This is a genomic window from Pseudomonas sp. H26/SER47-MNA-CIBAN-0231 (assembly GCF_040310465.1).
Classification (GTDB): domain Bacteria; phylum Pseudomonadota; class Gammaproteobacteria; order Pseudomonadales; family Pseudomonadaceae; genus Aquipseudomonas; species Aquipseudomonas atacamensis.
Map to the genome: position 1 here is coordinate 58,865 of NZ_JBEOPW010000003.1, position 25,349 is coordinate 84,213.

At 59.5% G+C, this 25,349-nt stretch carries 24 protein-coding genes; 13 read left to right on the top strand and 11 right to left on the bottom strand.

All coding sequences use genetic code 11. The annotated features are described in order from the left end of the window. Window positions 1-333 carry an iron donor protein CyaY gene (cyaY, locus tag AAEZ10_RS05610; RefSeq protein ID WP_041476930.1) on the bottom strand — a complete coding sequence of 111 codons (333 nt, stop codon included), beginning with the start codon at window positions 331-333 and terminating at the stop codon, window positions 1-3. A 324-nt stretch (window positions 334-657) separates the two neighbouring features. Between cyaY and lptM the strand changes: the two genes are divergently transcribed. Genes lptM through AAEZ10_RS05640 form a run of 6 tightly spaced genes read left to right on the top strand, consistent with a single transcriptional unit; the run spans window position 658 to window position 5,264 of the window. Then, window positions 658-828: an LPS translocon maturation chaperone LptM gene (gene lptM / locus AAEZ10_RS05615; RefSeq protein ID WP_016772589.1), complete on the top strand. Its 171-nt coding sequence runs from the start codon at window positions 658-660 to the stop codon at window positions 826-828. A 9-nt stretch (window positions 829-837) separates the two neighbouring features. Further along, window positions 838-2,085, top strand: a complete 1,248-nt coding sequence (lysA, locus tag AAEZ10_RS05620) for a diaminopimelate decarboxylase (RefSeq protein WP_071172135.1) — start codon at window positions 838-840, stop codon at window positions 2,083-2,085. A gap of 3 nt (window positions 2,086-2,088) precedes the next feature. Further along, a complete protein-coding gene (dapF, locus tag AAEZ10_RS05625; RefSeq protein ID WP_350568326.1) occupies window positions 2,089-2,919 on the top strand; it encodes a diaminopimelate epimerase in 831 nt (276 codons plus the stop codon). Between the two features lie 13 nt (window positions 2,920-2,932). Beyond that, complete coding sequence (locus tag AAEZ10_RS05630; RefSeq protein ID WP_042607115.1) at window positions 2,933-3,658, top strand: DUF484 family protein; 726 nt, start codon at window positions 2,933-2,935, stop codon at window positions 3,656-3,658. A gap of 2 nt (window positions 3,659-3,660) precedes the next feature. Beyond that, on the top strand, window positions 3,661-4,560 hold the full coding sequence (xerC, locus tag AAEZ10_RS05635) for a tyrosine recombinase XerC (protein WP_024014773.1): 900 nt from the start codon (window positions 3,661-3,663) through the stop codon (window positions 4,558-4,560). Next, complete coding sequence (locus AAEZ10_RS05640) at window positions 4,557-5,264, top strand: HAD family hydrolase (protein ID WP_073470956.1); 708 nt, start codon at window positions 4,557-4,559, stop codon at window positions 5,262-5,264. The genes xerC and AAEZ10_RS05640 overlap by 4 nt, the downstream gene beginning before the upstream one ends. Before the next feature lie 189 nt (window positions 5,265-5,453). Here the strand turns inward: AAEZ10_RS05640 and sutA are convergent, their stop codons facing one another. The 4 genes from sutA to glnK all read right to left on the bottom strand — a co-directional run bounded on the left by sutA (window position 5,454) and on the right by glnK (window position 8,236). Continuing rightward, window positions 5,454-5,780 carry a dormancy-specific transcriptional regulator SutA gene (sutA, locus tag AAEZ10_RS05645; RefSeq protein ID WP_016772583.1) on the bottom strand — a complete coding sequence of 109 codons (327 nt, stop codon included), beginning with the start codon at window positions 5,778-5,780 and terminating at the stop codon, window positions 5,454-5,456. A gap of 101 nt (window positions 5,781-5,881) precedes the next feature. Then, complete coding sequence (locus AAEZ10_RS05650) at window positions 5,882-6,307, bottom strand: secondary thiamine-phosphate synthase enzyme YjbQ (RefSeq protein ID WP_071172132.1); 426 nt, start codon at window positions 6,305-6,307, stop codon at window positions 5,882-5,884. A gap of 215 nt (window positions 6,308-6,522) precedes the next feature. After that, window positions 6,523-7,860, bottom strand: a complete 1,338-nt coding sequence (locus AAEZ10_RS05655) for an ammonium transporter (protein WP_041476939.1) — start codon at window positions 7,858-7,860, stop codon at window positions 6,523-6,525. Window positions 7,861-7,897: 37 nt separating this feature from the next. Then, window positions 7,898-8,236, bottom strand: a complete 339-nt coding sequence (gene glnK / locus AAEZ10_RS05660) for a P-II family nitrogen regulator (protein WP_002555808.1) — start codon at window positions 8,234-8,236, stop codon at window positions 7,898-7,900. A gap of 394 nt (window positions 8,237-8,630) precedes the next feature. Here glnK and AAEZ10_RS05665 point away from each other — a divergent pair, with 394 nt between their 5' ends. Next, window positions 8,631-8,891, top strand: a complete 261-nt coding sequence (locus tag AAEZ10_RS05665; protein WP_008086041.1) for an accessory factor UbiK family protein — start codon at window positions 8,631-8,633, stop codon at window positions 8,889-8,891. 211 nt (window positions 8,892-9,102) lie between these two features. On the opposite strand, the gene AAEZ10_RS05670 is transcribed toward AAEZ10_RS05665, so the two are convergent. After that, the gene (locus tag AAEZ10_RS05670) at window positions 9,103-9,372 is read right to left on the bottom strand and encodes a HigA family addiction module antitoxin (RefSeq protein WP_073470954.1); all 270 of its coding nucleotides are present in this window, start codon (window positions 9,370-9,372) and stop codon (window positions 9,103-9,105) included. Between the two features lie 252 nt (window positions 9,373-9,624). Between AAEZ10_RS05670 and AAEZ10_RS05675 the strand changes: the two genes are divergently transcribed. Next, a complete protein-coding gene (locus AAEZ10_RS05675; protein WP_073470953.1) occupies window positions 9,625-10,089 on the top strand; it encodes a hypothetical protein in 465 nt (154 codons plus the stop codon). Window positions 10,090-10,472: 383 nt separating this feature from the next. After that, window positions 10,473-11,966, top strand: coding sequence for a YifB family Mg chelatase-like AAA ATPase (locus tag AAEZ10_RS05680; protein WP_110644495.1), 1,494 nt, complete (start codon window positions 10,473-10,475; stop codon window positions 11,964-11,966). On the opposite strand, the gene AAEZ10_RS05685 is transcribed toward AAEZ10_RS05680, so the two are convergent. From AAEZ10_RS05685 to AAEZ10_RS05695, 3 genes are all read right to left on the bottom strand, one after another. Further along, window positions 11,963-13,177: an aldose 1-epimerase family protein gene (locus AAEZ10_RS05685; RefSeq protein ID WP_073470931.1), complete on the bottom strand. Its 1,215-nt coding sequence runs from the start codon at window positions 13,175-13,177 to the stop codon at window positions 11,963-11,965. The two genes, AAEZ10_RS05680 and AAEZ10_RS05685, sit on opposite strands and share 4 nt — an antisense overlap. A 195-nt stretch (window positions 13,178-13,372) precedes the next feature. After that, entirely contained in the window at window positions 13,373-15,349 is a 1,977-nt protein-coding gene (locus AAEZ10_RS05690; RefSeq protein ID WP_350568338.1) for a methyl-accepting chemotaxis protein, read from the bottom strand. Window positions 15,350-15,537: 188 nt separating this feature from the next. After that, window positions 15,538-16,458 carry a LysR substrate-binding domain-containing protein gene (locus tag AAEZ10_RS05695; protein ID WP_016772577.1) on the bottom strand — a complete coding sequence of 307 codons (921 nt, stop codon included), beginning with the start codon at window positions 16,456-16,458 and terminating at the stop codon, window positions 15,538-15,540. A 160-nt stretch (window positions 16,459-16,618) separates the two neighbouring features. On the opposite strand from AAEZ10_RS05695, the gene AAEZ10_RS05700 reads away from it, so the two are divergent. Then, entirely contained in the window at window positions 16,619-18,013 is a 1,395-nt protein-coding gene (locus AAEZ10_RS05700) for a NorM family multidrug efflux MATE transporter (RefSeq protein WP_073471074.1), read from the top strand. A 78-nt stretch (window positions 18,014-18,091) separates the two neighbouring features. Here the strand turns inward: AAEZ10_RS05700 and AAEZ10_RS05705 are convergent, their stop codons facing one another. Continuing rightward, a complete protein-coding gene (locus AAEZ10_RS05705) occupies window positions 18,092-19,762 on the bottom strand; it encodes a putative bifunctional diguanylate cyclase/phosphodiesterase (RefSeq protein ID WP_336341937.1) in 1,671 nt (556 codons plus the stop codon). 272 nt (window positions 19,763-20,034) lie between these two features. Here AAEZ10_RS05705 and rep point away from each other — a divergent pair, with 272 nt between their 5' ends. Then, a complete protein-coding gene (gene rep / locus AAEZ10_RS05710; RefSeq protein WP_016772574.1) occupies window positions 20,035-22,044 on the top strand; it encodes a DNA helicase Rep in 2,010 nt (669 codons plus the stop codon). 57 nt (window positions 22,045-22,101) lie between these two features. Then, window positions 22,102-22,674, top strand: a complete 573-nt coding sequence (locus AAEZ10_RS05715; RefSeq protein ID WP_016772573.1) for a xanthine phosphoribosyltransferase — start codon at window positions 22,102-22,104, stop codon at window positions 22,672-22,674. A 119-nt stretch (window positions 22,675-22,793) separates the two neighbouring features. Here the strand turns inward: AAEZ10_RS05715 and srmL are convergent, their stop codons facing one another. Beyond that, the gene (gene srmL, locus AAEZ10_RS05720; protein WP_071172125.1) at window positions 22,794-23,942 is read right to left on the bottom strand and encodes a PheS-related mystery ligase SrmL; all 1,149 of its coding nucleotides are present in this window, start codon (window positions 23,940-23,942) and stop codon (window positions 22,794-22,796) included. 455 nt (window positions 23,943-24,397) lie between these two features. Between srmL and AAEZ10_RS05725 the strand changes: the two genes are divergently transcribed. Continuing rightward, the gene (locus AAEZ10_RS05725; RefSeq protein ID WP_350568345.1) at window positions 24,398-25,336 is read left to right on the top strand and encodes a CgnE/CgnB domain-containing protein; all 939 of its coding nucleotides are present in this window, start codon (window positions 24,398-24,400) and stop codon (window positions 25,334-25,336) included. The last annotated feature ends 13 nt before the right edge of the window (window positions 25,337-25,349 follow it).

The window sequence follows — 25,349 nt, forward strand, 5'->3', positions numbered from 1 at the left end:
TCACAGACCTTCGAAATCGAACTCGGCGCCAGCCTGCTGCTTGACGAGACGCTGAAGCATTTCGCCCAATTGCTCTTCGCTCTTGTCGCACATCCAGCGCTCGCTTTCTTCGTCATAGTCGAAGTGGAAACCACCGGACACGGCCGCCAGCCACAGCTGGCGCAATGGCTCCTGGCGGCTGAAGATCAGCTGCGAGCCGTTTTCGAACTTGACGGTCAAGACACCTGCCGAGCTTTCCAGATCGATGTCCAGATCGCTTTCGTCAAATATGTCTTCCAGTTTTTCCTGGGTTTCATCGACCAGATCGTGGAAACGGGCTTCGGACAAACTCATTGCGGCAACCTCAAAAATGTCTGATCAGGCTCAAGCGCCGAAAGATACGGACGCTGCCGGCCGATTGCAAAGATTAACGACCAAGCACCAGTTTCCATCCAACATCGCCCTCTGTGGGAGCGAGCTTGCTCGCGAAAGCGGTGTGTCAGGCAACAAACATATCGAATGTGACGACCTCTTCGCGAGCAAGCTCGCTCCCACAGGTATTGCAGGTATCCATCCGGTATCCAGCAAGCCCCGCCGGACGGGAACCCCCTCGCATAGGCAAGCTGCCGGGTGGCCGGTATACTCCGGCGCAATTAACGCATTTTCAAGGATTTCGCCATGAAGCGCCTGATCTCTTCCCTTGCTGCGCTCGTCGCGGTTGCCTGCCTGGTTTCGGCCTGTGGTCAAAAAGGCCCGCTGTACCTGCCCGATGACGACCAGGACCCGGCCGAACAAGCCCAGTCTTCGCAGAAGCAGCCATCCAAGGCTCACAAGCACGACGTTTACTAAGGGATCGCCATGGACGCTTTTAACTACCGTGGCGGGGAGCTGTTCGCGGAAGGTGTGGCGCTGTCCGCCATCGCCGACCGCTTCGGCACGCCCACCTATGTCTACTCGCGCGCGCACATCGAAGCGCAGTATCTGGCCTACGCCGATGCGCTGGCCGGTATGCCGCATCTGGTCTGCTTCGCGGTCAAAGCCAACTCCAACCTCGGTGTACTGAATGTCCTGGCCCGTCTCGGCGCCGGTTTCGACATCGTTTCCCGTGGCGAGCTGGAACGTGTACTGGCCGCAGGTGGCAGCGCCGACAAGATCGTTTTCTCCGGCGTCGGCAAGACCCGTGACGACATGCGCCGCGCGCTCGAAGTCGGCGTGCACTGCTTCAACGTCGAGTCCACCGATGAGCTTGAGCGCCTGCAAGTGGTCGCCGCCGAGCTGGGTGTTCGCGCCCCCGTTTCGCTACGCGTGAACCCGGACGTCGATGCCGGCACCCATCCGTACATTTCCACCGGTCTGAAAGAGAACAAGTTCGGCATCGCCATTGCCGACGCCGAAGACGTGTACGTACGCGCCGCGCATTTGCCGAACCTGGAAGTGATCGGTGTCGACTGCCACATCGGTTCGCAACTGACCACGCTGCCACCATTTATTGACGCCCTGGATCGCCTGCTGGATCTGGTCGACCGTCTGGGCGATTGCGGGATTCACCTGCGCCACATCGATCTCGGTGGCGGCCTGGGCGTGCGTTATCGCGATGAAGAGCCGCCGTTGGCTGCTGATTACATCAAAGCCGTGCGCGAGCGTCTCGACGGGCGTGACCTGGCGCTGGTGTTCGAACCGGGTCGCTTCATCGTTGCCAATGGCGGCGTGTTGCTGACACAGGTCGAATACCTCAAACACACCGAGCACAAGGATTTCGCCATCGTCGATGCGGCGATGAACGACCTGATCCGTCCGGCGCTGTATCAGGCGTGGATGGACGTCACGGCGGTGAAACCGCGCGACAGCGCTGCACGCAAGTACGACATCGTCGGCCCGATCTGCGAAACCGGCGACTTCCTCGCCAAGGACCGCGAGCTGGCGCTGGAAGAAGGCGACTTGCTGGCAGTGCATTCGGCTGGCGCCTACGGTTTTGTGATGAGCTCCAACTACAACACTCGCGGCCGTGCCGCTGAAGTGCTGGTGGATGGTGATCAGGTTTTTGAAGTGCGTCGCCGCGAAACCGTGGCCGAGCTGTTTGCCGGCGAAAGCCTGCTGCCGGAGTAACCCATGCTGCTGCGTTTTACCAAAATGCACGGCCTGGGCAACGACTTCATGGTCCTCGACCTGGTCAGCCAGCACGCGCACATTCAGCCCAAACACGCCAAGCAATGGGGCGACCGCCACACCGGGATCGGTTTCGACCAGTTGCTGATCGTCGAAGCACCGAGTAACCCGGATGTGGATTTCCGCTACCGGATCTTCAACTCCGACGGCTCGGAAGTGGAGCAATGCGGCAACGGTGCGCGCTGCTTCGCCCGCTTCGTGCTCGACAAGCGTCTGACTGCGAAACGGCAGATCCGCGTCGAGACCAAGGGCGGCATCATTGAACTGGACGTGCGTAACGACGGCCAGATCGGCGTGAACATGGGCGCGCCGCGCCTGGTGCCGGCGGACATTCCATTCCAGGCACCAGCGCAGGCCAGCAGCTATCAGCTGGACGTCGATGGCACTACGGTCGAATTGGCCGCCGTGTCGATGGGCAATCCCCATGCAGTGATCCGCGTGGACGACATCAACAGCGCACCGGTGCATGAACTGGGGCCGAAGATCGAGCACCATCCGCGCTTCCCGGCGCGGGTCAATGTCGGCTTCCTTCAGGTCATCGACCGCCATCGCGCGCTACTGCGTGTTTGGGAACGCGGCGCCGGGGAAACCCAGGCCTGCGGCACCGGCGCCTGTGCGGCGGCGGTGGCGGCTATCAGTCAGGGGTGGATGGATTCGCCGCTGTTGATCGACCTGCCCGGCGGGCGTCTGTCCATCGAGTGGGCCGGCCCGGGCGAACCGGTGTTGATGACCGGTCCGGCAGTGCGTGTATACGAAGGACAAGTGCGTCTTTGAGCGAGCAGAAATCATGACCGACAAGCCACAGGTACCCGCCCGACCAGCCGACGAATCAGCGTCCGAGAGCCTCGAGGCAGCCGCGGTTGCCGCCTACCTGGAGGCTCATCCGGACTTCTTCGTCGAGCACGAAGAGCTGCTGCCGTCGCTGCGCATTCCGCACCGACGTGGCGACACCGTGTCGCTGGTCGAGCGGCAGATGACCATCCTGCGCGACCGCAATATCGAGATGCGCCATCGCCTTTCGCATCTGATGGACGTGGCCCGCGACAACGATCGCCTGTTCGAAAAGACCCGCCGCCTGATTCTCGCGCTGATGGATGCATCGACCCTGGAAGACGTGGTCATCAGCGTTGAAGACAGCCTGCGTCAGGATTTCCAGGTGCCCTTCGTCAGCCTGATCCTGCTCGGCGACAACCCGGCCCCGGTCGGCCGCTGGGTTACCCACGCCGATGCGCAAACCGCGATCGGCGGCCTGCTCACCGAAGGCAAAAGCGTCAGCGGCAGCCTGCGTGAACATGAGCTGGATTTCCTCTTCGGCGAAGAACAGCGCCAGCAGATCGGCTCGACCGCCGTGGTTGCCGTCAGCCATCAGGGCATTCACGGCATTCTGGCCATCGCCAGCCGTGACCCGCAGCATTACAAGAGCTCGGTCGGCACCCTGTTCCTCAGTTACATCGCCGAGGTCATGGGCCGCGTGCTGCCACGGGTCAACAGCTCGCTGCGCTCGGTACGCTGACCATGGAACGACAACTGGACGCTTACTGCGAACATCTGCGCAGTGAGCGACAGGTGTCGCCGCACACCCTGTCGGCTTATCGCCGCGACCTCGATAAAGTCCTCGGCTGGTGCATCAAGCAGAACATCGGCAGCTGGGCCGCGCTGGACATCCAGCGCCTGCGCAGCCTGATCGCCCGGTTGCATGCGCAAGGCCAGTCCTCGCGCAGCCTCGCCCGCCTGCTCTCGGCGGTGCGCGGGCTCTATCACTACTTGAATCGCGAAGGCCTGTGCGACCACGACCCGGCCACCGGCCTGGCCCCGCCGAAAGGCGAACGGCGCCTGCCGAAGACCCTTGATACCGATCGCGCATTGCAGCTGCTTGAAGGTGCGGTCGAGGACGATTTTCTCGCCCGACGCGATCAGGCGATTCTTGAGCTGTTCTATTCTTCTGGCCTGCGCCTGTCCGAGCTGACCGGGCTCAATCTCGATCAACTCGACCTCGCCGACGGCATGGTTCAGGTGCTCGGCAAGGGCAGCAAGACCCGACTGTTGCCGGTTGGCACCAAGGCCCGCGAAGCCTTGGAACACTGGTTGCCGCTTAGAGCCATGACCAACCCGGCGGACGATGCGGTTTTTGTCAGCCAGCAAGGTCGGCGTCTCGGCCCCCGGGCGATTCAGGTGCGGGTCAAACTGGCTGGCGAGCGCGAGCTGGGGCAGAACCTGCATCCGCACATGCTCCGGCACTCGTTCGCCAGCCATTTGCTCGAGTCTTCACAGGATCTGCGCGCGGTGCAGGAATTGCTCGGTCACTCTGATATCAAAACCACACAGATCTATACCCACCTCGACTTCCAGCATCTGGCGGCGGTCTACGACAGCGCCCATCCCCGGGCCAAACGCATGAAAGGCGATGATTCATGAGCATTCAGTTGATCACCTTCGACCTCGACGACACCCTGTGGGACACCGCTCCGGTGATCGCCAGCGCCGAAACCGTATTGCGCGAATGGCTGAGCGAACATGCGTCGAGTCTGGGCGCGGTGCCGGTGGAGCATTTGTGGTCGATTCGCGAGCGAGTGCTGGCGGGCGAACCGGGGCTCAAGCACCGCATCAGCGCGCTGCGTCGACGTGTGCTGTTCCACGCGCTGGAAGAAGCCGGGTATGCCCACGGCGAGGCGTCGGAGCTGGCTGACAAGGCTTTTGAAGTGTTCCTGCATGCGCGGCATCAGATCGAAGTGTTCCCGGAGGTCGAGCCGCTGCTGGAGCTGCTCGCCAATCATTACGCCCTCGGCGTGGTCACCAATGGCAATGCCGACGTGCGTCGGCTGGGGCTGGCGGATTACTTCAAGTTCGCCTTGTGCGCCGAAGACATCGGCATCGCCAAACCGGATGCGCGGCTGTTTCATGAAGCGTTGCAGCGCGGCGGTGTAAGCCCCGCAGCGGCGGTGCATGTCGGCGATCATCCTGGCGATGACATTGCCGGCGCTCAGCAGGCAGGCTTGCGCGCGGTGTGGTTCAACCCGACGGGCAAGGTCTGGGAAGCGGAGCGCTTGCCGGATGCGGAAATTCGCAGCCTCACTGAACTGCCAGCCGTCCTCTCCCGCTGGAATGCTTCCTCGAACTGATCTACAGCCCTGTGGGAGCGAGCCTGCTCGCGAATGCGGTGTGTCATCCAACATGTATGTCGGCTGACATGCCCTCTTCGCGAGCAGGCTCGCTCCCACAGGGGACTGCATTTGTTTTCAACGCATTTATTCCAGGCATAAAAAAGCCCGCAGCGACGGCGGGCTTTTTCAGCAAGCGAGCGACGCGCCTCAGATAGGGCGGCTGCCGTACTTGTTATCCGGCTTCTTGGGCGGATCGGCGACCACGTTGGCCTCAACTTCCTGCACCTTGCCGCCGCGCGCAAGGAATTCTTCCATGGCCTTGGCCAGGGCGTCACGCTCCTTGTTCTTGGCTTCGATGCTCGGCAACTCGTCGACCGATACCGCAGCCTTGGCTTTGCCTTTGGCAGCCGGGGCCGGCGTGTCGTCACCGCCATCGTCTTCGGCAACGTCTTCCGCTGCCGCTTCCAGGCCTTCCTCGGCCTCGTCTTCGTCGCCTACTTCGAGGTCGTCGTTTTCCAGATCATCGTCGCTCATGTTCTACCTCATGACTTGCCAAAAGCAGATTAGTTATAGACCAGCTTTGGCGACTGTCGAAGCCGCCGTTGAAAAATCTTCTGCCGCTGCCCGGCAGCGGCTCATGCCTGTTCACCGTGCAAGGTGGCGAGGACTTTACGTGCACCGCCATGATCACGGTGCTCGCCCAGATAAATCCCTTGCCAGGTACCCAGTGCCAGCCGCCCTGCCGCAACCGGCAGACTGATCTGGCAACCGAGCACGCTGGCCTTGAAGTGCGCCGGGAGGTCGTCCAGGCCTTCGTCGTTGTGCTCGTAGCCGTCTGTTCCTTGTGGGATCAGACGATTGAAAAATCGTTCGAAGTCGCGACGAACTGCCGGATCGGCGTTCTCGTTGATGGTCAACGACGCCGACGTGTGCTGCAGCCACAAATGCAACAGACCGACCCGACAGGTCTTGAGTTCAGGCAAGCCTGCGAGCAACTCGTCCGTCACCAGATGAAAGCCCCGGGGCCTTGCCCGCAGGGTTATCAGAGTCTGTTGCCACATACAGTTCTCCGCTCGTTCGGGGCGCATTCTAGCGTGCTCTGAAAAAAAACAAAGGCCCTAATATTCCTGCAGCGATGTAAGCGATTGCCCGCAGAAAAAGCCTCGTCGTAAAGACGACCAAAGCCGTAAGAAAAATCCTTTCAGCCGCACCTTGAATGACAAATCCCGGACAAAAAAATGCCCGGCGAACCGGGCAGTTTTTTTATCGCGCGTACTTACAGGTTGTAGCCGCGTTCGTTGTGTTGTGCCAGATCGAGGCCGACCGACTCTTCTTCCTCGGTTACGCGCAGACCCATGACGGCGTCCAGCACCTTGAGGATGATGAAAGTCACGATCGCGGTGTAGATCACCGTGAAGCCGACGCCTTTGATCTGAATCCAGACCTGCGCGCCGATGTCAGTCACGGTGCCGAAGCCGCCCAGTGCCGGTGCGGCAAACACACCGGTGAGGATCGCGCCGAGGATACCGCCGATACCGTGCACGCCGAAGGCATCCAGGGAGTCGTCATAGCCGAGTTTGCGTTTCAGGGTGGTGGCGCAGAAGAAGCACACCACGCCTGCGGCCAGACCGATCACCAGTGCACCCATCGGGCCTACAGTGCCAGCGGCCGGAGTGATCGCGACCAGACCGGCGACCACACCCGAAGCAATACCCAGTGCGCTTGGCTTGCCGTGGGTGACCCACTCGGCAAACATCCAGCCCAGTGCCGCAGCGGCAGTGGCGATCTGGGTAACCAGCATGGCCATACCGGCAGTGCCGTTGGCAGCAGCAGCGGAACCGGCGTTGAAGCCGAACCAGCCGACCCACAGCATCGCCGCGCCCATCAGGGTGTAGCCGAGGTTGTGCGGAGCCATTGGTGTGGTCGGGAAGCCTTTGCGCTTGCCCAGCACCAGGCACGCGACCAGACCGGCGATACCGGCGTTGATGTGCACCACGGTGCCGCCAGCGAAGTCGAGCACGCCCCAGTCCCACATCAGGCCGCCGTTACCAGACCAGACCATGTGCGCGATCGGTGCATAAACCAGAGTGAACCAGATACCCATGAAGATCAGCATCGCGGAGAACTTCATGCGCTCGGCGAACGCACCGACGATCAGCGCCGGGGTGATGATCGCGAAGGTCATCTGGAAGGTGATGAACACCGCCTCAGGGAACAGCGCCGCCGGGCCGGTGATGCTCGAAGGCGTGACACCGGCGAGGAACGCCTTGCCCATGCCACCGAAGAACGAATTGAAGTTGACGACGCCCTGCTCCATGCCGGTGGTGTCGAAGGCAATGCTGTAGCCATAAATGACCCACAGGATGCTGATCAGACCGGTAATGGCGAAGCACTGCATCAGCACGGAAAGAATGTTTTTCGAGCGAACCATACCGCCGTAGAACAGCGCCAGGCCGGGAATGGTCATGAACAGCACGAGCGCTGTCGAGGTGAGCATCCAGGCGGTGTCGCCGGAATTGAGGACTGGCGCTGCCACTTCGTCTGCCGCCATGGCGATGCCGGGCATTACGATGGACAACAGGGCGCCTAGCCCTGCGAATTTACGCAGAGTCATATTGTTTTCTCCTGGGGCGTTGGGTTTGTGGCGGCGCTTAGATCGCGTCGGTATCGGTTTCGCCGGTACGGATGCGGATCGCCTGTTCCAGATTGACCACGAAGATCTTGCCGTCACCGATCTTGCCGGTGTTGGCCGCTTTGGTTATCGCCTCGATAACCCGATCCAGATCCTTGTCGTCGATGGCCACGTCGATTTTCACCTTGGGCAGAAAATCGACCACATATTCCGCGCCGCGATACAGCTCGGTGTGACCCTTCTGCCGGCCGAAGCCTTTGACTTCAGTGACGGTAATGCCCTGCACGCCGATTTCGGACAGCGACTCGCGCACGTCGTCCAACTTGAACGGCTTGATGATGGCAGTGACTAGCTTCATGAAACTCTCTCCCGAATTGGTGGACTTGCCCCAGGAAAACAAACCCGTCTCAAGTCTAAGCGCAGTGCCTGGCTTTGTAACGCATCGTTGACGCCAGCTAACCGCATCAGACGAAACTCCCCGCTTCGTCTGCCGCACTGCATTCGTCACAGCGACTGCATCAGTGCATGGGTCGAGGGTGACTAAGCAGAAACCTTGCCAGCTCGGCAAAAACCCTGCATTTCAATCTCTTGGCACCTGTTGCACGCGCTCGGGCAGAAAAGCTTTTGCCGATACGCACAACAACGGTGCGCCACCGTCCGTCCCCCTGCGCGAAAAGCGTGCATCCGTGCAACGGGATTGACTATAGACACTGCGTGATACACTGCCGGCCATTGTTTCCAGGACATTCCCCATGCTCGCGCCCAAAGACTTCCTCGACGCCCTGAGCGGCACCGCCTCCCGCCTCTTCAACGGCGACACCCCGCTGCCGAAAGCCGAAATCGAAAGCCAGTTCAAAATGCTGCTGCAAAGTGCCTTCAGCAAACTCGATCTGGTCAGCCGGGAAGAGTTTGATAGTCAGATGGTGGTGTTGGCTCGCACGCGGGCCCGCCTCGAAAGCCTCGAAGCCAAAGTCGCCGAGATGGAAGCGAAACTGACACCGCCCGCGGAATAATTCGCGCCTCCTGGAGCTGCCGAAGGCTGCGATCTTTTGATCGATAGCCCTTCGACCATCCCGGCAACGTCCTAAAACCTTAAATGACCGCCGTCCGATTGCGCCAAAAAAGCCCAGGTTTCTAAGCTCATCTGATGCTGAATGTTCAGCAGAGGGTTGGGCGACCCGGGCAGGGCCATGGTGGAAAAGGGCTTCGCGGATGCTGCAATCGCTATGAGCCCGCATGCCGGAGCTGGGCTCTGCGCAAATCGTAAGTCGACTGAAGATTCATCCAGAACTCAGGCGTAGTGTTGAGATGAGTGGCAAGGCTGATTGCCAGATCGGCGCAGATCCTGAGCTGGCATTTCACAAGCTTTTCGATCTCACTTTCGGGCCAGTTCGTGGGCATGGCCAGATCCATGACAGTCATGCCCAACGGCTCCATGAACTCCTTATTCAGAACCTCGCCCGGATGAATCGGGCGCATACCATTGCGGTTCATTTTTCGCCTCCAGAGGCTGCGTTGAGTGACCAAACTGGAGCATCCGATTCAGGAAAACAAGACCATCAAAACCGTTTGGCCGGCGTCCTACAACTAATAGGGCATAACCCTACGAGAATCAGCGTCTGCGCCTGATTCCGTGAGTTCTTGGCTGTGATTAGGCTGGTGGCTTTCGCCTGCGCTGGTCGATCCTATTCGTCGAGTTCCAGGCGATACACATTGATCGCCAGACACTCTGGTTCTGGATCCCTCTTGTCTCATTTGCTCAAGCTCAAAGAAAACACGCTGGTTCAGCATCCAGATGGTGGTTACATCTTTGGCACGATCCCCGATATGCCAAAATTCGGCTTGCCAGGCGGGAAGATTTATCTGCGGGTAGGTATTCACCGTCGAGCGAATAGTGGTTTTGGCGTAGTGCACATTTGGGAAGCCCATAGTGCCGATTTGCTCAAGCATGGTTGCCAGACTGCCGATGGGGTAGCAGCGATTGTTGCGAAAATGATCGTCCCGGGGGCACAAATCTATTGTGAGTTCAAAGAACAGCGATGTGGAAACAGGGTCGCGGTACTGAGGACATCTATGGGAACACTGATTCTTGAACCGCGACACGAGCGCGCCACAGGATTTGGTTACTTCGTGGTGACTTGGTACCCGCAAAAACGTGCACATGGCACGTTAGTGGGGCAGATACCACGAGCACCACCAAATCAGAAATAAAAAAAGGCGTCCGATGGACGCCTTTTAAGTATTTTTTGAGGAGTAGTCGCAGCGATTCTTTAGCTCCGGGCTTCACAGCCTTGGGTTCAGAATCCGACAGGCTAGCCCGTCGTCACTACTTCAGAGAAACCAGCTTTCTCTGCTGCCAAAAATGCGGGGGAGCTTTTGCTGGTGCCCAGTCCCGACGAATGCGCAGTTGCAGTCCTCGAACGGGATGATCCGTCAATGCCGGTCGAGAGTCAACGGTCCAATTCAGGCAAGCAATGACAGCCCATCGGGTCTTGATACGTCTTGTAAACCTCTATTTCAGCACTGAAACCCGGCTCAACTACCCTTCAAAAACCCGCATGAAGCGGCTCCCCGATTCAACTCAAGGAACGACCATGTCCCTCTCCATCGTCCACAGTCGCGCCCAGATTGGCGTGGAAGCCCCCGCTGTTACCGTCGAAGTTCATCTGGCCAACGGTCTGCCGTCGCTGACCATGGTCGGCCTGCCCGAGGCGGCGGTGAAGGAGAGCAAGGATCGGGTGCGCAGTGCGATCATCAATTCCGGGCTGCAATTTCCGGCGCGGCGGATCACCTTGAATCTGGCGCCGGCGGACCTGCCCAAGGATGGCGGACGCTTCGATCTGGCGATTGCCTTGGGGATTTTGTCGGCCAGTGTGCAGGTGCCCTGCCTGACCCTGGACGAGGTGGAATGTCTGGGTGAATTGGCATTGTCCGGTGCCGTGCGACCAGTGCGTGGCGTGCTGCCGGCAGCACTGGCGGCGCGCAAGGCCGGGCGGGCGTTGGTGGTGCCTCGAGCGAATGCGGAAGAGGCGTGCCTGGCTTCGGGGCTGAAAGTGTTCGCAGTCGATCACTTGCTGGAAGCGGTGGCGCATTTCAATGGGCACACACCGGTCGAGCCTTACGTTTCCGATGGTTTGATGCACGCTGCCAAACCCTATCCCGACCTTAACGAGGTGCAGGGGCAGACAGCCGCCAAACGCGCACTGCTGATTGCCGCAGCGGGCGCGCACAATTTGTTGTTCAGCGGGCCACCGGGAACCGGCAAGACGCTGCTGGCCAGTCGTCTGCCAGGATTACTGCCGCCGCTATCCGAATGCGAGGCGCTGGAAGTGGCAGCGATTCAATCGGTCGCCAGCGGGGTTCCCTTGACTCACTGGCCGCAGCGGCCGTTCAGGCAACCGCACCATTCGGCGTCCGGGCCGGCATTGGTCGGTGGCAGCTCGAAACCGCAACCCGGCGAAATCACCCTCGCCCACCATGGCGTACTGTTTCTCGATGAGTTGCCGGAGTTTGATCGCAAGGTTCTGGAAGTGCTGCGCGAGCCGTTGGAGTCCGGGCATATCGTCATCGCCCGGGCCAAGGATCGCGTACGTTTCCCCGCGCGATTTCAATTGGTGGCAGCGATGAATCCATGTCCCTGTGGATATCTTGGCGAACCCAGCGGCAAATGCTCGTGCACACCGGACATGGTCCAGCGCTATCGCAACAAGCTGTCAGGGCCGCTGCTGGATCGGATTGATCTGCACCTGACCGTCGCGCGGGAGGCAACCGCATTGAATCCGGCAGCCAAGCCCGGCGAAAACAGCGCCAGCGCTGCGGCGTTGGTGGCCGAAGCGCGGGAGCGTCAGCAGAAACGTCAGGGCTGTGCCAATGCGTTTCTCGATCTGCCGGGGCTCAAGCGTCACTGCACGTTATCCACAGCCGATGAAAAATGGCTGGAAGCGGCCTGCGAGCGATTGATCCTGTCGCTGCGCTCGGCGCATCGCCTGCTCAAGGTCGCGCGCACGCTGGCGGATCTTGAACAGGCCGATGCGATTACCCGCGAGCATCTGGCCGAGGCACTGCAATACCGGCCGGCGACACCTTAATGCTCAGTCAGATCAACCAGCGGTGCCTGACGCACTTCAGTGTCGCGACCGGCCTGAATCTCGGTCACGCGCTTGAGGGCCTTGTCCACCGCCCCTTTGTCGGCCAGCAGGCTGTAGCTGATCTGGAACTGTTTATGTTCTTTTGGGGCAATGGTCGGCACCAGATTCAACGGCCGCTGATAGCGACGGTTGTAGGAGAAACTGGTTCCCGGCTCCAGCCCGGTGACGTAGCCCTGCCCTTGGGTGTCGGTGTTTTTCCACAGCGAAAACACTGGCAACTGCTGAGTGTTGAAGCCAACGGATACGCCGAGGCTACCGGCCTTGTTGTGCAGCACGGTGAGGGTCTCACCCTTGGCGTCCGCATACGGCACGACGTTGTAGACAGTTTCGTCGTAGTCCTTGGTTGGCCCGCGATAGGTCTGCCAGTCGGGCAGATCGCCCTTGGCCTTCTCGTTGAACGGCGACACCTGCTTCACCGGCGCAGCGAATTTTGCCCCTTGCTCAAGAAACGGCGTGCTGAAGTTGCTGTGATACAGCGCCTGATATTCCTTCGCATAGTCGCCGTTGTTGGTCAGGGTGTCGTTGAGGGCGAAGCTGGCGCTGCCCGGTTCGGTGACCAGTTCGGTCGCTACCGAGAAATCGACTTTCTTGAATGCCTGCTCTTTCAGCTCGCCACGCAGCGTGATGGCATACGGCGGCTTCTCGTCGATGTGCAAAGTGACGGTGCTGGCCGGGATGTTGGCGGCGCGACCGTGCAAGGTCAGCAATTCGCCGTTGTCCATGCCGGGATGGCCAACCCACTCGTAACCGCAACGGGTGACCAGTTCATTGAAACCTTCGAGCCAGCCCAGGCCACCGCGACCGTTGAGTTCGATGAACGCCGGGTTGACGACGTCCTTGACCGGCGAGTCCCAGCCCATGCGCACGTCGCCCACCGAAGCCTGCAACACATTCATGCCACGGGTCGGCACGACCGACAGCTTCATCGTGCCGTTATCGATGTCGACAATGCTGACGCCCTCCTGACGACCACCATGCAGGGTACGCAGGGTCACGGAAAACGGTTTGGCGGTTTTTACGCCGAGTTGCTCACTGGTGATCGTCCGGTTTTTTGCCGGAGTATTGGCGTCGAGCAGGACATAGTCCCAGGCCATGGCGTGAGAAGCGGCAGAGAATGCGCCGAGGGCGACGAGGAGTTTGAGCGGGGTCATGGCAGCAGCCTTTATTGGAGTTGTGCCATTTTTATAGCGCTGCGGAAACGTTTCAGCAAGTGCAAAAACCGGTTTGTGCCGGAGCATTCGCGAGCAAGCTCGCTCCCACCGGATTTTCGGCTGCTCACACGATTTGTGAACGACCGTGGAAACTGTGGGAGCGAGCTTGCTCGCGAAAACTGTTTCAACGACACATCAGCGGAAGCGATCAACCTCGGAGCGCAGATCCGCCGCCAGCTTCTCCAGCTCTTTCGCGGTGACAGCCAGGTTCGACACAACCTCACGCTGCTCACTGTTGGCCAGTGCGATGCTCTGCAAATTGCTGCTCAGCAACGTCGCAGTGCTGCTTTGTTCCTGAGTGGCGGTGGTGATCGCGGCGAACTGCTGGCCTGCCGAACGGCTCTGCTCATCGATCCGCGCCAGTGCCGAGGCGACATTGGCGTTGCGCGACAGGCCTTCCTGCATCAGCACATTGCCCTGTTCCATGGTGCTGATCGCGTTGCCGGTTTCCTGTTGGATGCTGTGGATCATGCTGGAGATTTCATCGGTCGCCTGACGGGTACGCGAGGCGAGGCTGCGCACTTCGTCCGCGACCACGGCAAAACCGCGACCTTGTTCACCGGCACGAGCGGCTTCGATGGCAGCGTTAAGTGCCAACAGGTTGGTCTGCTCGGCGATCGAAGTGATCACGCCGACAATCCCGCCGATTTCCTGAGAGCGCTGCCCCAGCGTGTTGATCACGCTGGCGGTGCTGTTCAGCGCGCCAGCGATCTGCTCCAGCGACGACGACGCTTCTTCCATCGAGCTGCGGCCGATCTGGGTCTGCTGAGCGTTTTCCTGCGCCAAGCGCTGGGTCGCGCCCATGTTGTCGGCGATGTTCAACGACGTCGCGCTGAACTCTTCCACGGCACCGGCCATGCTGGTGATTTCGCCCGACTGTTGCTCCATGCCTTCGTAAGCACCACCGGACAAACCGGACAGCGCCTGCGCACGGCTATTGACTTCTTCCGAAGCGCGGCGGATGTGCTCGACCATGGTCGACAGCGCCTGGCTCATCTGGTTGAACGCGCGGGACAGCTGACCGATTTCATCGTGGCTCGATACGTTCAGCCGCACACTCAGATCACCCGCGCCCAAGGCTTCGGCCTGACGCACCAGATCGCCCAGCGGTGCAAGTTTGCTGCGCAGCAGCCAGACCACGGAACCGACCGCGAGCAACATCGCCAGCAGGCTGCCGATCGCCAGTTGCGTACCGACACTCCAGGTCACCGCGCGGATCTCGGCTTTCGGCATGCTCGCCACCACCGACCACGGGCCACCTTCGAACGGCACGGCGATGCTGTAGAAGTCCTCACCCTTGTCGCTCCAGAACTCACCCTTGCCCGGGGTTTTCACCAGGTTGTTGATGGTCGGGGCGGCTTGATCCAGGTTTTCGACGCCGGCAATCGGCACCAGCCATTTGTTCTGCTCGTCGAGGAGCGCCAGCGAGCCGGTCTTGCCAATGCGGAAGCGCTTGAGATTGGCGAACTGCGCGTTCTGCGCATCGGTGTAGTCGAAGCCGACGTACAGCACGGCGATGATCTTGCCGCCCGCATCGCGCACCGGGGTGTACTGCGACATGTAGTAGCGCTCGAACAGCAACGAGCGGCCGACATAACTCTGCCCCGCCATCAACTTCGCGTACGCCGGGTTGGCATGATCGAGCACGGTGCCGATGGCACGGGTGCCGTCCTGCTTGCTGACGTTGGTGCTGACGCGGATGAAGTCTTCGCCGCTGCGCACGAATACCGTGGCCACACCAGCGGTCATCTGCTTGAACTCGTCAACTTCCTTGAAGTTGTTGTTCAGCACCTCGTTGCCCAGATGCAGGCCCGGAGTCTGCACGCCGGCCACGGTCACTGGCTGATCGGGGTGCACACTCAAGCCACCGCCGAAGCGCTTTTCGAACAGCCCGCTCAGGCGCAGGGTGCTTTCGCGCAGCGTACCGTGGAAGGTACTCAGCTGATCGGCCAGCAGCCGGGCCTCACTGGCCAGATGCTCTTCACGGGTGGCGAGGTTGGCGGAATCCAGCGAACGCAAGGCGAACACCGTACTGCCGCTGATGACTATCGCCAGTATCACAGCAAGGGCAAGGCCCAGCTGCGAGGCGATCCGAGCACGAGGTTGAGACATGAACAGCTCCTGGCCGAGCCACCGAATCCTCCTTGATCGCGGTAATTGCCCGGAAAATATTCTAATAGTGGGGTGTAACGCGAAACCGGCACGACGGTTCCACAAGCTCGTAGTCGGCGGTAAAACCGAATACTTGAGCGCATTGCGTGGGTATGGCGCAGTGGTGGCATTGTGCCGGCTCGAACGTTTCAGCTCAAGCGCTCTACCGCCGGCAATTGCATGGCGCGGACTTCGCCTTGGAGAAAATCGCTGAGACGGCGCAAACGTTCACCTCCCGGACGCGGTTTCGGCCACACCAGGTAATAATTCAGGCCACTGGCGACGGCGGTCGGCCATGGCAGGCTCAAGCGCCCTTGCGCGACATCTTCGGCGACCATCAACAGATCACCCATCGAAACGCCGTAGCCGCGCGCCGCGGCGATCATGCCCAGCTCCAGCGTATCGAACACTTGTCCGCCCTTGAGCGAGACCTGATCGGACAGGCCCATGCGCTCCAGCCAACTGCGCCAGTCACGGCGATCCGGGGTCGGGTGCAGCAGTTCAGCAGCCGCCAGACGCGCTACGTCCCATGGTTGGTCATTGAGCAGGTTCGGCGCGCCGACCGGGATCAATTCCTCGGGAAACAGCAGGCTCGCTTCCCAGTCCGGCGGGAAATGCCCGTCACTGAGCAACACCGCGCAATCGAACGGTTCATTGTTGAAGTCCACCGAATCGATATCCATCCATGCGCTGGTCAATTGCACCTCATTGCCCGGCTGCAAATGGCGGAAGCGACTCAACCGCGCCAGCAGCCAACGCATGGTCAGGGTCGATGGCGCTTTCATGCGCAGGATGTCGTCCTCGGCGCGCAAGGTATTGCAGGCGCGCTCAAGGGCGGCGAAGCCTTCGCGGATTCCGGGTAGCAGCAGCCGCGCCGATTCGGTCAGTTGCAGGTTGCGCCCGCTGCGATGAAACAGCCGGCAGGCGAAGTGTTCTTCAAGGGTGCGCATGTGCCGACTGACCGCGCTCTGGGTGATCGACAACTCTTCCGCCGCGCGGGTGAACGAGCTGTGTCGCGCTGCCGCTTCGAATGCGCGCAGGGCATACAACGGCGGAAGGCGTCGGGACATGCAAAAAGCTCCAATAGCGCGGATATAGCCAATCCGGCGGGTACGTTTCAGGATGAGTATTAATCATGCCACCCATCCTTTTTATCCCTTTGTGCAAAGCCTGCCAAGCGCCGAGAATCGACGCTCTTCTGCTTCCTCTGATATTTGGGTGGTGATGACCATGCAGCATCCTGTGCGTACCGAACTCTGGGCCATTCTGCGGCTGGCGGGGCCGCTGATTGCTTCGCAGTTGGCGCACATGCTGATGGTGCTGACCGACACCCTGATGATGGCGCGCCTCAGCCCCGAAGCGCTGGCCGGTGGCGGCCTCGGTGCCGCGAGCTACTCGTTCGTGTCGATTTTCTGCATCGGCGTGATTGCAGCGGTCGGCACACTGGTGGCGATTCGTCAGGGTGCCGGCGACATCATCGGCGCGGCGAGGCTGACGCAGGCCGGGTTGTGGCTGGCCTGGCTTATGGCCCTCGGCGCCGGGCTGCTGTTGTGGAACCTCAAACCGGTGTTGCTGCTGTTCGGCCAGACCGAAACCAACGTCAACGCCGCCGGGCAATTCCTCATCGCCCTGCCTTTCGCCCTGCCCGGTTATCTGAGCTTCATGGCTCTGCGCGGCTTTACCAGTGCAATCGGCCGGGCGACGCCAGTGATGGTCATCAGCCTCGCCGGTACGGTGGCCAACTTCCTGCTCAACTACGCGCTGATCACCGGCATGTTCGGCCTGCCGCAGCTGGGTCTGACCGGCATCGGTCTGGTCACGGCGATTGTCGCCAACTGCATGGCACTGGCGCTGGCCTGGCATATCCGTCGGCATCCGGCGTATGACGCTTATCCGTTGCGCGCCGGCCTGTCGCGGCCGAACCGGCAATACTTGAAAGAACTCTGGCGCCTGGGCCTGCCGATCGGTGGCACCTATGCGGTAGAGGTCGGGTTGTTCGCTTTCGCTGCGCTGTGCATGGGCACCATGGGCAGTACGCAAATGGGTGCGCATCAGATCGCCCTGCAGATCGTGTCGGTGGCCTTCATGGTCCCGGCCGGGATGTCTTACGCCATCACCATGCGCGTCGGCCAACACTATGGCGCCGGGCAACTGGTCGATGCGCGCATGTCCGGGCGTGTCGGCATCACTTTCGGTGCGGTGGTGATGCTCGGCTTTGCCCTGGTGTTCTGGCTGTGGCCGAACCAGTTGGTCGGCCTGTTCCTTGACCACAACGATCCGGCGTTTACCGAAGTGATCCGTCTGGCGGTGAGCCTGTTGGCAGTAGCGGCGTGGTTCGAGCTGTTCGACGGCACGCAGACGATTGCCATGGGCTGTATTCGTGGGCTCAAGGATGCCAAGACTACGTTTCTCGTGGGGCTCGCTTGCTATTGGCTGATTGGCGCGCCAGCGGCGTGGTGGATGGCGTTCCATCTCAATTGGGGGCCGACGGGTGTCTGGTGGGGTCTGGCGTTGGGCCTGGCCTGCGCGGCGGTGAGCCTGACGCTGGCGTTTGAATGGAAGATGCAGCGGATGATTCGGCGCGAGCCAGTTGCAGAGAGGTTCGAGGCCATCGGCGCGGATTAAGATCAAAAGATCGCAGCCTTCGGCGGCTCCTACGAGGGAACACATTCCAAGGTAGGAGCTGCCGAAGGCTGCGATCTTTTAAATGGCTTCCACCGAAGCCTGCTGACTGGCTCCAAAGGTCAGATATTCCACCAACTCATCCAGCGGCAACGGCCGGCTGATCAGATAACCCTGTACCTGATCGCAGCCGAACCCGCGCAGCAATTCCAGTTGCTCCGGCGTCTCGACGCCCTCGGCGACCACTTCCAGGTGCAGGTTGTGCGCGAGGTTGATCATCGCGTGCACCAGTTTGCGGTTCTCTTCGCGCTGTTCCATGCCGCCGACAAAACTCTTGTCGATCTTCAACAAGGTGATCGGCAGGCTGTTGAGGTGCACGAACGACGAAAACCCGGTGCCGAAATCGTCCAGCGAGAAGCGCACACCGAGGCGGCCGAGCGCATCCATGGTCTGTTTGACCAGATCGCTACGCCGCATCACGGCGGTTTCGGTCAGTTCGAATTCCAGCCACTGCGCCTCCACCCCACGTTCGGCAATCAGGCGGCTGAGCGTCGGCAGCAACTGGCTGTCCTGAAACTGGCGGAACGACAGGTTGATCGCCATGTGCAGCGCCGGCAGACCTTGCTCGCGCAAGGCCTGCATATCGCGCAAGGCGCGGGAAATCACCCAGTAACCCAATGGCACGATCAGACCGCTCTGCTCCGCCAGCGGGACGAACTCGCTCGGTGGCAACAGACCGCGCTCGCCATGACGCCAGCGCACCAGCGCTTCGAGGCCGACAATCCGGCCGTCTTCAAGATTCAGGCGTGGCTGGTAATGCAGTTCCAGCTCATCGCGGCGCAACGCCCGGCGCAGTTCGCTTTCGAGGTCGGCCATGCTCCGCGCGTTGCGGTTGATGCGTTCGTTGAAGATATGAAAGGTGCAGCCCTGCGTGCTCTTGGCCTGCTGCATGGCGATATGGGCGTGCCACATCAGTGGATCGGCACCGCCATTGGCGCGGGCATGGGCGATGCCGAGGCTGGAACCGATCAGCAGGCTCTCGCCGTCGACCCAATAAGGTTCGGCCAACGCCTCAGTAATGCGTTCGGCCATCCACTCGGCGCGTTGCGGTGCACGACGGGTATCGATCAGCAGAGCGAATTCATCGCTGCCCAGCCGTGCCAGTTGATCGCCGGCCTCCAGCTGACTTTTCAGCCGCGCGACAACTTGCAGGATCAAGCGATCGCCGGCCTGATGACCAAGGGCATCGTTGGCATGGCGGAAGTTGTCGAGATCGAGATGGCCGAGGGCGAGACCGCGACCGTCGCCTTCGGCAAGGCGCGCCGTGAGCAGGGTCTGGAAGCCCTGACGGTTGGCGATACCGGTCAGCGGGTCCTGTTCGGCGAGGCGCTGAAGAGTGTTTTCCAGCACGCCGCGCTCGCGCACATGGCGCAGGCAACGCTGGAGCATGCCGGCGTCGAGGGCGTCGAACACCAGCCAGTCGCTGACACCGACCGGCGCGGTGGCCGGCTCGTGCTCCAGCAGCAGAACGGTCGGCAGGCTGCAGCGCCCGGGCGGCGGTTGCAACGCTGGCAGGGTCAGCAGTACCGCGTGGCGGTTGTCCTCGAACAGGCGGCTGACCGAATCCCAGTTCGGCGCGCTGATCAGCACCGCCGCGCTCCCCATCGGAGCCAGACACTCACGCAACAACGCTGTCCACGCTGGCTCTTCGGCCAGTAGCAGCAAACGCAAGGGTTCGACAGGCGTAGACAAGCTGACTCCCTAGACTCTGCAATGATGTAGGCGGGGCATTATGCCGTTGTGCTGAACAATGACCAATGCGTTGTCTGATGACAACGGCATCGAAACGTTATTTTGTGTCACGAATGAGAACATTAGCCGCAAAATCCCCGCGTATCCTGCGTGAAAGTAACAAAAGCGGCAAATCTGAATCGCGTGCTGCGTCACAAGTCGGACAGAGCAGCAGAAATCGCTGAGCCTGTTAAAATGCCGGCCCATTTCGTCAACGACTCCCGAATTTTCGTATGTCCCGACTCAATCCCCGGCAGCAAGAAGCCGTGAACTACGTCGGCGGCCCTCTATTGGTGCTCGCCGGTGCTGGCTCCGGCAAGACCAGCGTGATCACGCGCAAGATCGCGCACCTGATCCAGAACTGCGGCATCCGCGCCCAGTACATCGTCGCCATGACCTTTACCAACAAGGCCGCGCGCGAGATGAAAGAGCGGGTCGGCACCCTGTTGCGTGCCGGCGAAGGCCGTGGCCTGACCGTCTGCACCTTCCACAACCTGGGCTTGAACATCATCCGCAAGGAGCATGCGCGGCTGGGCTACAAACCCGGTTTCTCGATCTTCGACGAAACCGACGTCAAGGCCCTGATGACCGACATCATGCAGAAGGAATACGCAGGCGACGACGGCGTCGATGAGATCAAGAACATGATCGGCGCCTGGAAAAACGACCTGATCCTGCCCGCCCAGGCCCTGGAAAACGCGCGCAATCCCAAGGAACAGACCGCCGCGATCGTCTACACCCACTATCAGCGCACGCTCAAGGCGTTCAACGCGGTGGACTTCGATGACCTGATCCTGCTGCCGGTAAAGCTCTTCGAAGAACACGCCGACATTCTCGAAAAGTGGCAGAACAAGGTCCGTTACCTGCTCGTCGACGAATACCAGGACACCAACGCCAGCCAGTATCTGTTGGTGAAGATGCTCATCGGCAAGCGCAACCAGTTCACCGTGGTCGGCGACGACGACCAGTCGATCTACGCCTGGCGTGGCGCGCGCCCGGAAAACCTGATGCTGCTCAAGGACGACTATCCGTCCCTGAAAGTGGTGATGCTCGAGCAGAACTATCGTTCCACCAGCCGCATCCTGCGCTGCGCCAACGTGCTGATCTCGAACAACCCGCACGAATTCGAAAAACAGCTGTGGAGCGAGATGGGCCACGGCGACGAGATCCGCGTGATTCGCTGCCGCAACGAGGACGCCGAAGCCGAGCGCGTGGCCATGGAAATCCTCAGCCTGCACTTGCGCACCGACCGCCCGTACAGCGATTTCGCCATTCTTTATCGCGGTAACTACCAGGCCAAGCTGATCGAATTGAAGCTGCAGCACCATCAGGTGCCGTATCGCCTGAGCGGCGGCAACAGCTTCTTCGGTCGCCAGGAAGTGAAGGACCTGATGGCCTACTTTCGCCTGATCGTCAACCCGGATGACGACAACGCCTTCCTGCGCGTGATCAACGTGCCGCGTCGCGAGATCGGCTCGACCACCCTGGAAAAGCTCGGCAACTACGCCACCGAGCGCAAGATCTCGATGTACGCCGCCACCGACGAAATTGGCCTCGGCGAACATCTCGACAGCCGCTTCACCGATCGTCTGGCGCGCTTCAAGCGCTTCATGGACAAGGTCCGCGAGCAGTGCGCCGGCGAAGATCCGATCTCGGCGCTGCGCAGCATGGTCATGGACATCGACTACGAGAACTGGCTGCGTACCAACAGCTCCAGCGACAAGGCGGCGGACTACCGCATGGGCAACGTCTGGTTCCTGATCGAGGCGTTGAAAAACACCCTCGAAAAAGACGAAGACGGCGAAATGACCGTCGAAGACGCCATCGGCAAACTGGTGCTGCGTGACATGCTCGAGCGCCAGCAGGAAGAAGAGGACGGCGCCGAAGGTGTGCAGATGATGACGCTGCATGCGTCCAAAGGGCTGGAATTTCCCTACGTGTTCATCATGGGCATGGAAGAGGAAATACTCCCGCACCGTTCCAGCATCGAAGCCGACACCATCGAAGAAGAACGCCGCCTGGCCTATGTGGGCATCACCCGCGCCCGCCAGACCCTGGCATTCACCTTCGCAGCCAAGCGCAAGCAGTACGGTGAAATCATCGACTGCGCGCCGAGTCGCTTTCTGGATGAGCTGCCGCCGGACGATCTGGCCTGGGAAGGCAACGACGACACCCCGACTGAAGTCAAAGCCGTGCGTGGCAATAGCGCATTGGCCGACATACGCGCGATGTTAAAGCGCTAGAATCGACTACTTTTTAATCTACCTTCGGCGCCCATCGCGCCAACAGAGGAAGCTGTTGTGGAAGCACTGCACAAAAAAATCCGCGAAGAAGGCATCGTGCTTTCCGATCAGGTCCTGAAAGTCGACGCTTTCCTGAACCACCAGATCGACCCGGCCCTGATGAAGCTGATCGGTGACGAATTCGCCGCGCTCTTCAAGGATTCCGGGATCACCAAGATCGTCACCATCGAAGCTTCGGGCATCGCCCCGGCGATCATGACCGGTCTGAACCTCGGCGTGCCGGTGATCTTCGCCCGCAAGCAACAGTCACTGACCCTGACTGAAAACCTGCTCTCGGCGACCGTCTACTCGTTCACCAAGAAGACCGAAAGCACCGTGGCCATCTCCCCGCGCCACCTGACCAGCAGCGACCGCGTGCTGATCATCGACGATTTCCTGGCCAACGGTAAGGCCTCGCAAGCGCTGATCTCGATCATCAAACAGGCCGGCGCCACCGTTGCCGGTCTGGGCATCGTCATCGAGAAGTCGTTCCAGGGCGGCCGCGCCGAACTGGACTCGCAGGGCTACCGCGTCGAGTCGCTGGCTCGCGTGCAATCGCTGAAGGATGGCGTCGTCACCTTCATCGAGTAACCAGCGGCACCGAGTTACCCCTGTGGGAGCGAGCCTGCTCGCGAATGCATTGTGTCAGTCAAAATAATCTTTGACTGATCCGGCGCTTTCGCGAGCAAGCCCGCTCCCAGAGGTGAGTCTCAAGCCTTCGAGAAATCCATTCTGTACCCTGCCCCCGGCACCCCTTCATGCATCGCAGCTTGAATCTCCGCATACAAGGCATTCGCCTCGCCGGTAGTAATTGAGCGTGAACAATCCCGCAGCACCACATGTAAAAGCACGTTCTCCTGACCCGGCAGCATTCCGAGTCGCTCAATGGCTTGCGGTGGTAAATCCGAACGCTGCCAACGCCCTTTGATTCGCATCTCCTCGATCCAGTTTGAGCAATCCCCTGCCGCCTGCAACATCCTCTCGGTCAATACCTCTTCACTCAATCCCGGCGTCACTGCCAGCGAGATGTCGCGTGCAATCGATGGCAAACGAGACACCGCAGTCCAAGTGTCCAGATCATGCATCTGAGCCTGCACGCGCACATTCTGATCGCGTAACAAACGGATATCAGGTATGCCTTTGCGCAACATCGTCAAGCGATCCAGCCCCATCCCAAGAGCAAGCCCACCATGGCGCATCGGATCAATCTGCAAACGCTGTAATAGCGACTTCGCGATACGCCCGCACTCCAGAACCTCGACCGGCACGCCATCATTCAACACATTCACTTCAATCCCACCTTCGGTGTAGTGATGCGGGCTGTCGCCGTAGACCCAGGATTTGCCAGGGACAGCTGACTGCAAGATATCGCTGACAAGACGCAGTAAATGCTCGTGCGAGGCCAGATCGGGATCGCCGAGTACCCAAATATCCATTTGATGCGGTTCAGCACAATGCCAGCGGTCGCGACTGTCACGCCTGAACGTTATTCCCGGCGCTGCCAGCAAGATGGTCTGCCCCGGCTGGCGAATCTTCGCGGCCTGCTGAAGCGCTGCAGGAATTTGGCTGGTGGTCTGTGTGCGCAATAGCGAGTGCTCATCAACCCAACGTGTGTGCTCACTGCCGAGAGTAATTTCGGCCGGGTCGTAACCGAGCAACCCGTAGTTTTCTTCTGCCGACACAATCCTTGGTCCAATTTGCAGTTGTGCTTCGGGCCACCCCCGTTCTGCGAGCCCTGTAAGTACTTCATTCAGCAACAACCGGACAGCGTGATCGGGTTGGCTCTTTTCGGTCAAATCAGTCAGGAGCAATGCTTGGTGGACAGACGCGTCTGTCAGATATTTCTTTGATGTATGCACTTTGTTCTCCCGTAATTAGAGTTGGCATGAGCACGCAAAACATAGAGCCCATAAATAAAACCTACTCAACTAGAGCTCGCAACCACAACCGATGAAGTATGAATTTTACAATTTTCGGAACAGTACTACAGATAGAAACCACTCAAATAACCGAACCACATAGCAGGCAAAACCCACAGAAGAATTAATTCTTAAAATATTAAAATAACGATTCAACCAGTTATCTACATATGCATTAATCCACTCACCTCCATCCAAATGGGGGTTCACAAAAAAATCAAAAAAAGGGAACCAAAAATGAAATCTGAAAAAGTCATCAAAGAAAATCTCAGCCGCATCGCTTCTGATCCAAACAACTTTGGATGGGCACCTCTGGCTTGGGCATATACAGACGATTAATCCCTATCAGTCCGCGGCAACGCTCGTTGCCGCGGACTTCAGAACAAGGAGGGTCTATGTCACCGCCAAACAACATCTCCGCACTCTTCGACGATCACCGCTATTCTATTATTGCCGATTCAGATGACTTTCTTGAAGAATGTAAACTCTTGGGTCTCGACACGGCAAATATTTCTCTGCTAAAGGAATTCCCTGCGAACTGTATAGTTTTTTCTTTCACTAACGAGGCTGCGAAAAAAACGTTCGAAATCGCCAAGAAACCGCTGCGCAATAAAATCATTTTCTGCGCGACCCAAGTATTTGAGCCCTCTGTAAGAGCGGCAATCTACAGTCTCGACCTTTTACTTAGAAGCGATTTTACGCAGTCCCTGTCTGCTCAGAGAGCAGTATTGAATATGCTTAATTCAAACCAGACATTTTGTTTATCAGGCAATGAATCAGATGCAACCGTATCCATTCCTTCATGGGCACAGCCTTACGCACTGCTTAGTGAAGACGTGACTGAGAACTTCGTGCAGTCTGTCGCAGAGTTTTTTGAAGTTCATTACGCACATATGAATCCACTAGAGCGTTGTCCGTTTGAGTTCTCTGGCACTTTGAAAATCTCCGGAATACTGACCGTACTCCGAAAACCCAACCCCCAACTTCCCGAGGGCCTAAGAACCTCGCTGAAATGGCTTAGTGACCGGATAGCAGAAGAGGGAGCAAGGCTCACAGTCAGAGAAAACAACTTAACTTCACTAATAGTAAATAATACGGAGCAGATAAAGCTTCTGGATTTCGCGGCGGGTACTCGTGGGTTGAAACTTACGGAATTTGCTATCGGCGTGAACGAATCGATTTCAAGCGTTATCGATTACGGAGTCAATTCTCAACTGAATGAAGGTATCAGCGGGGTTCACTTGGCTATCGGGGATGGTTCATCTGGCTACCACATAGACTTTTTGAGCCCAGGAGTAAATGTCATCCCTGTCTGCTCACGCGCATGTATTTGACGGTAGGAATGAG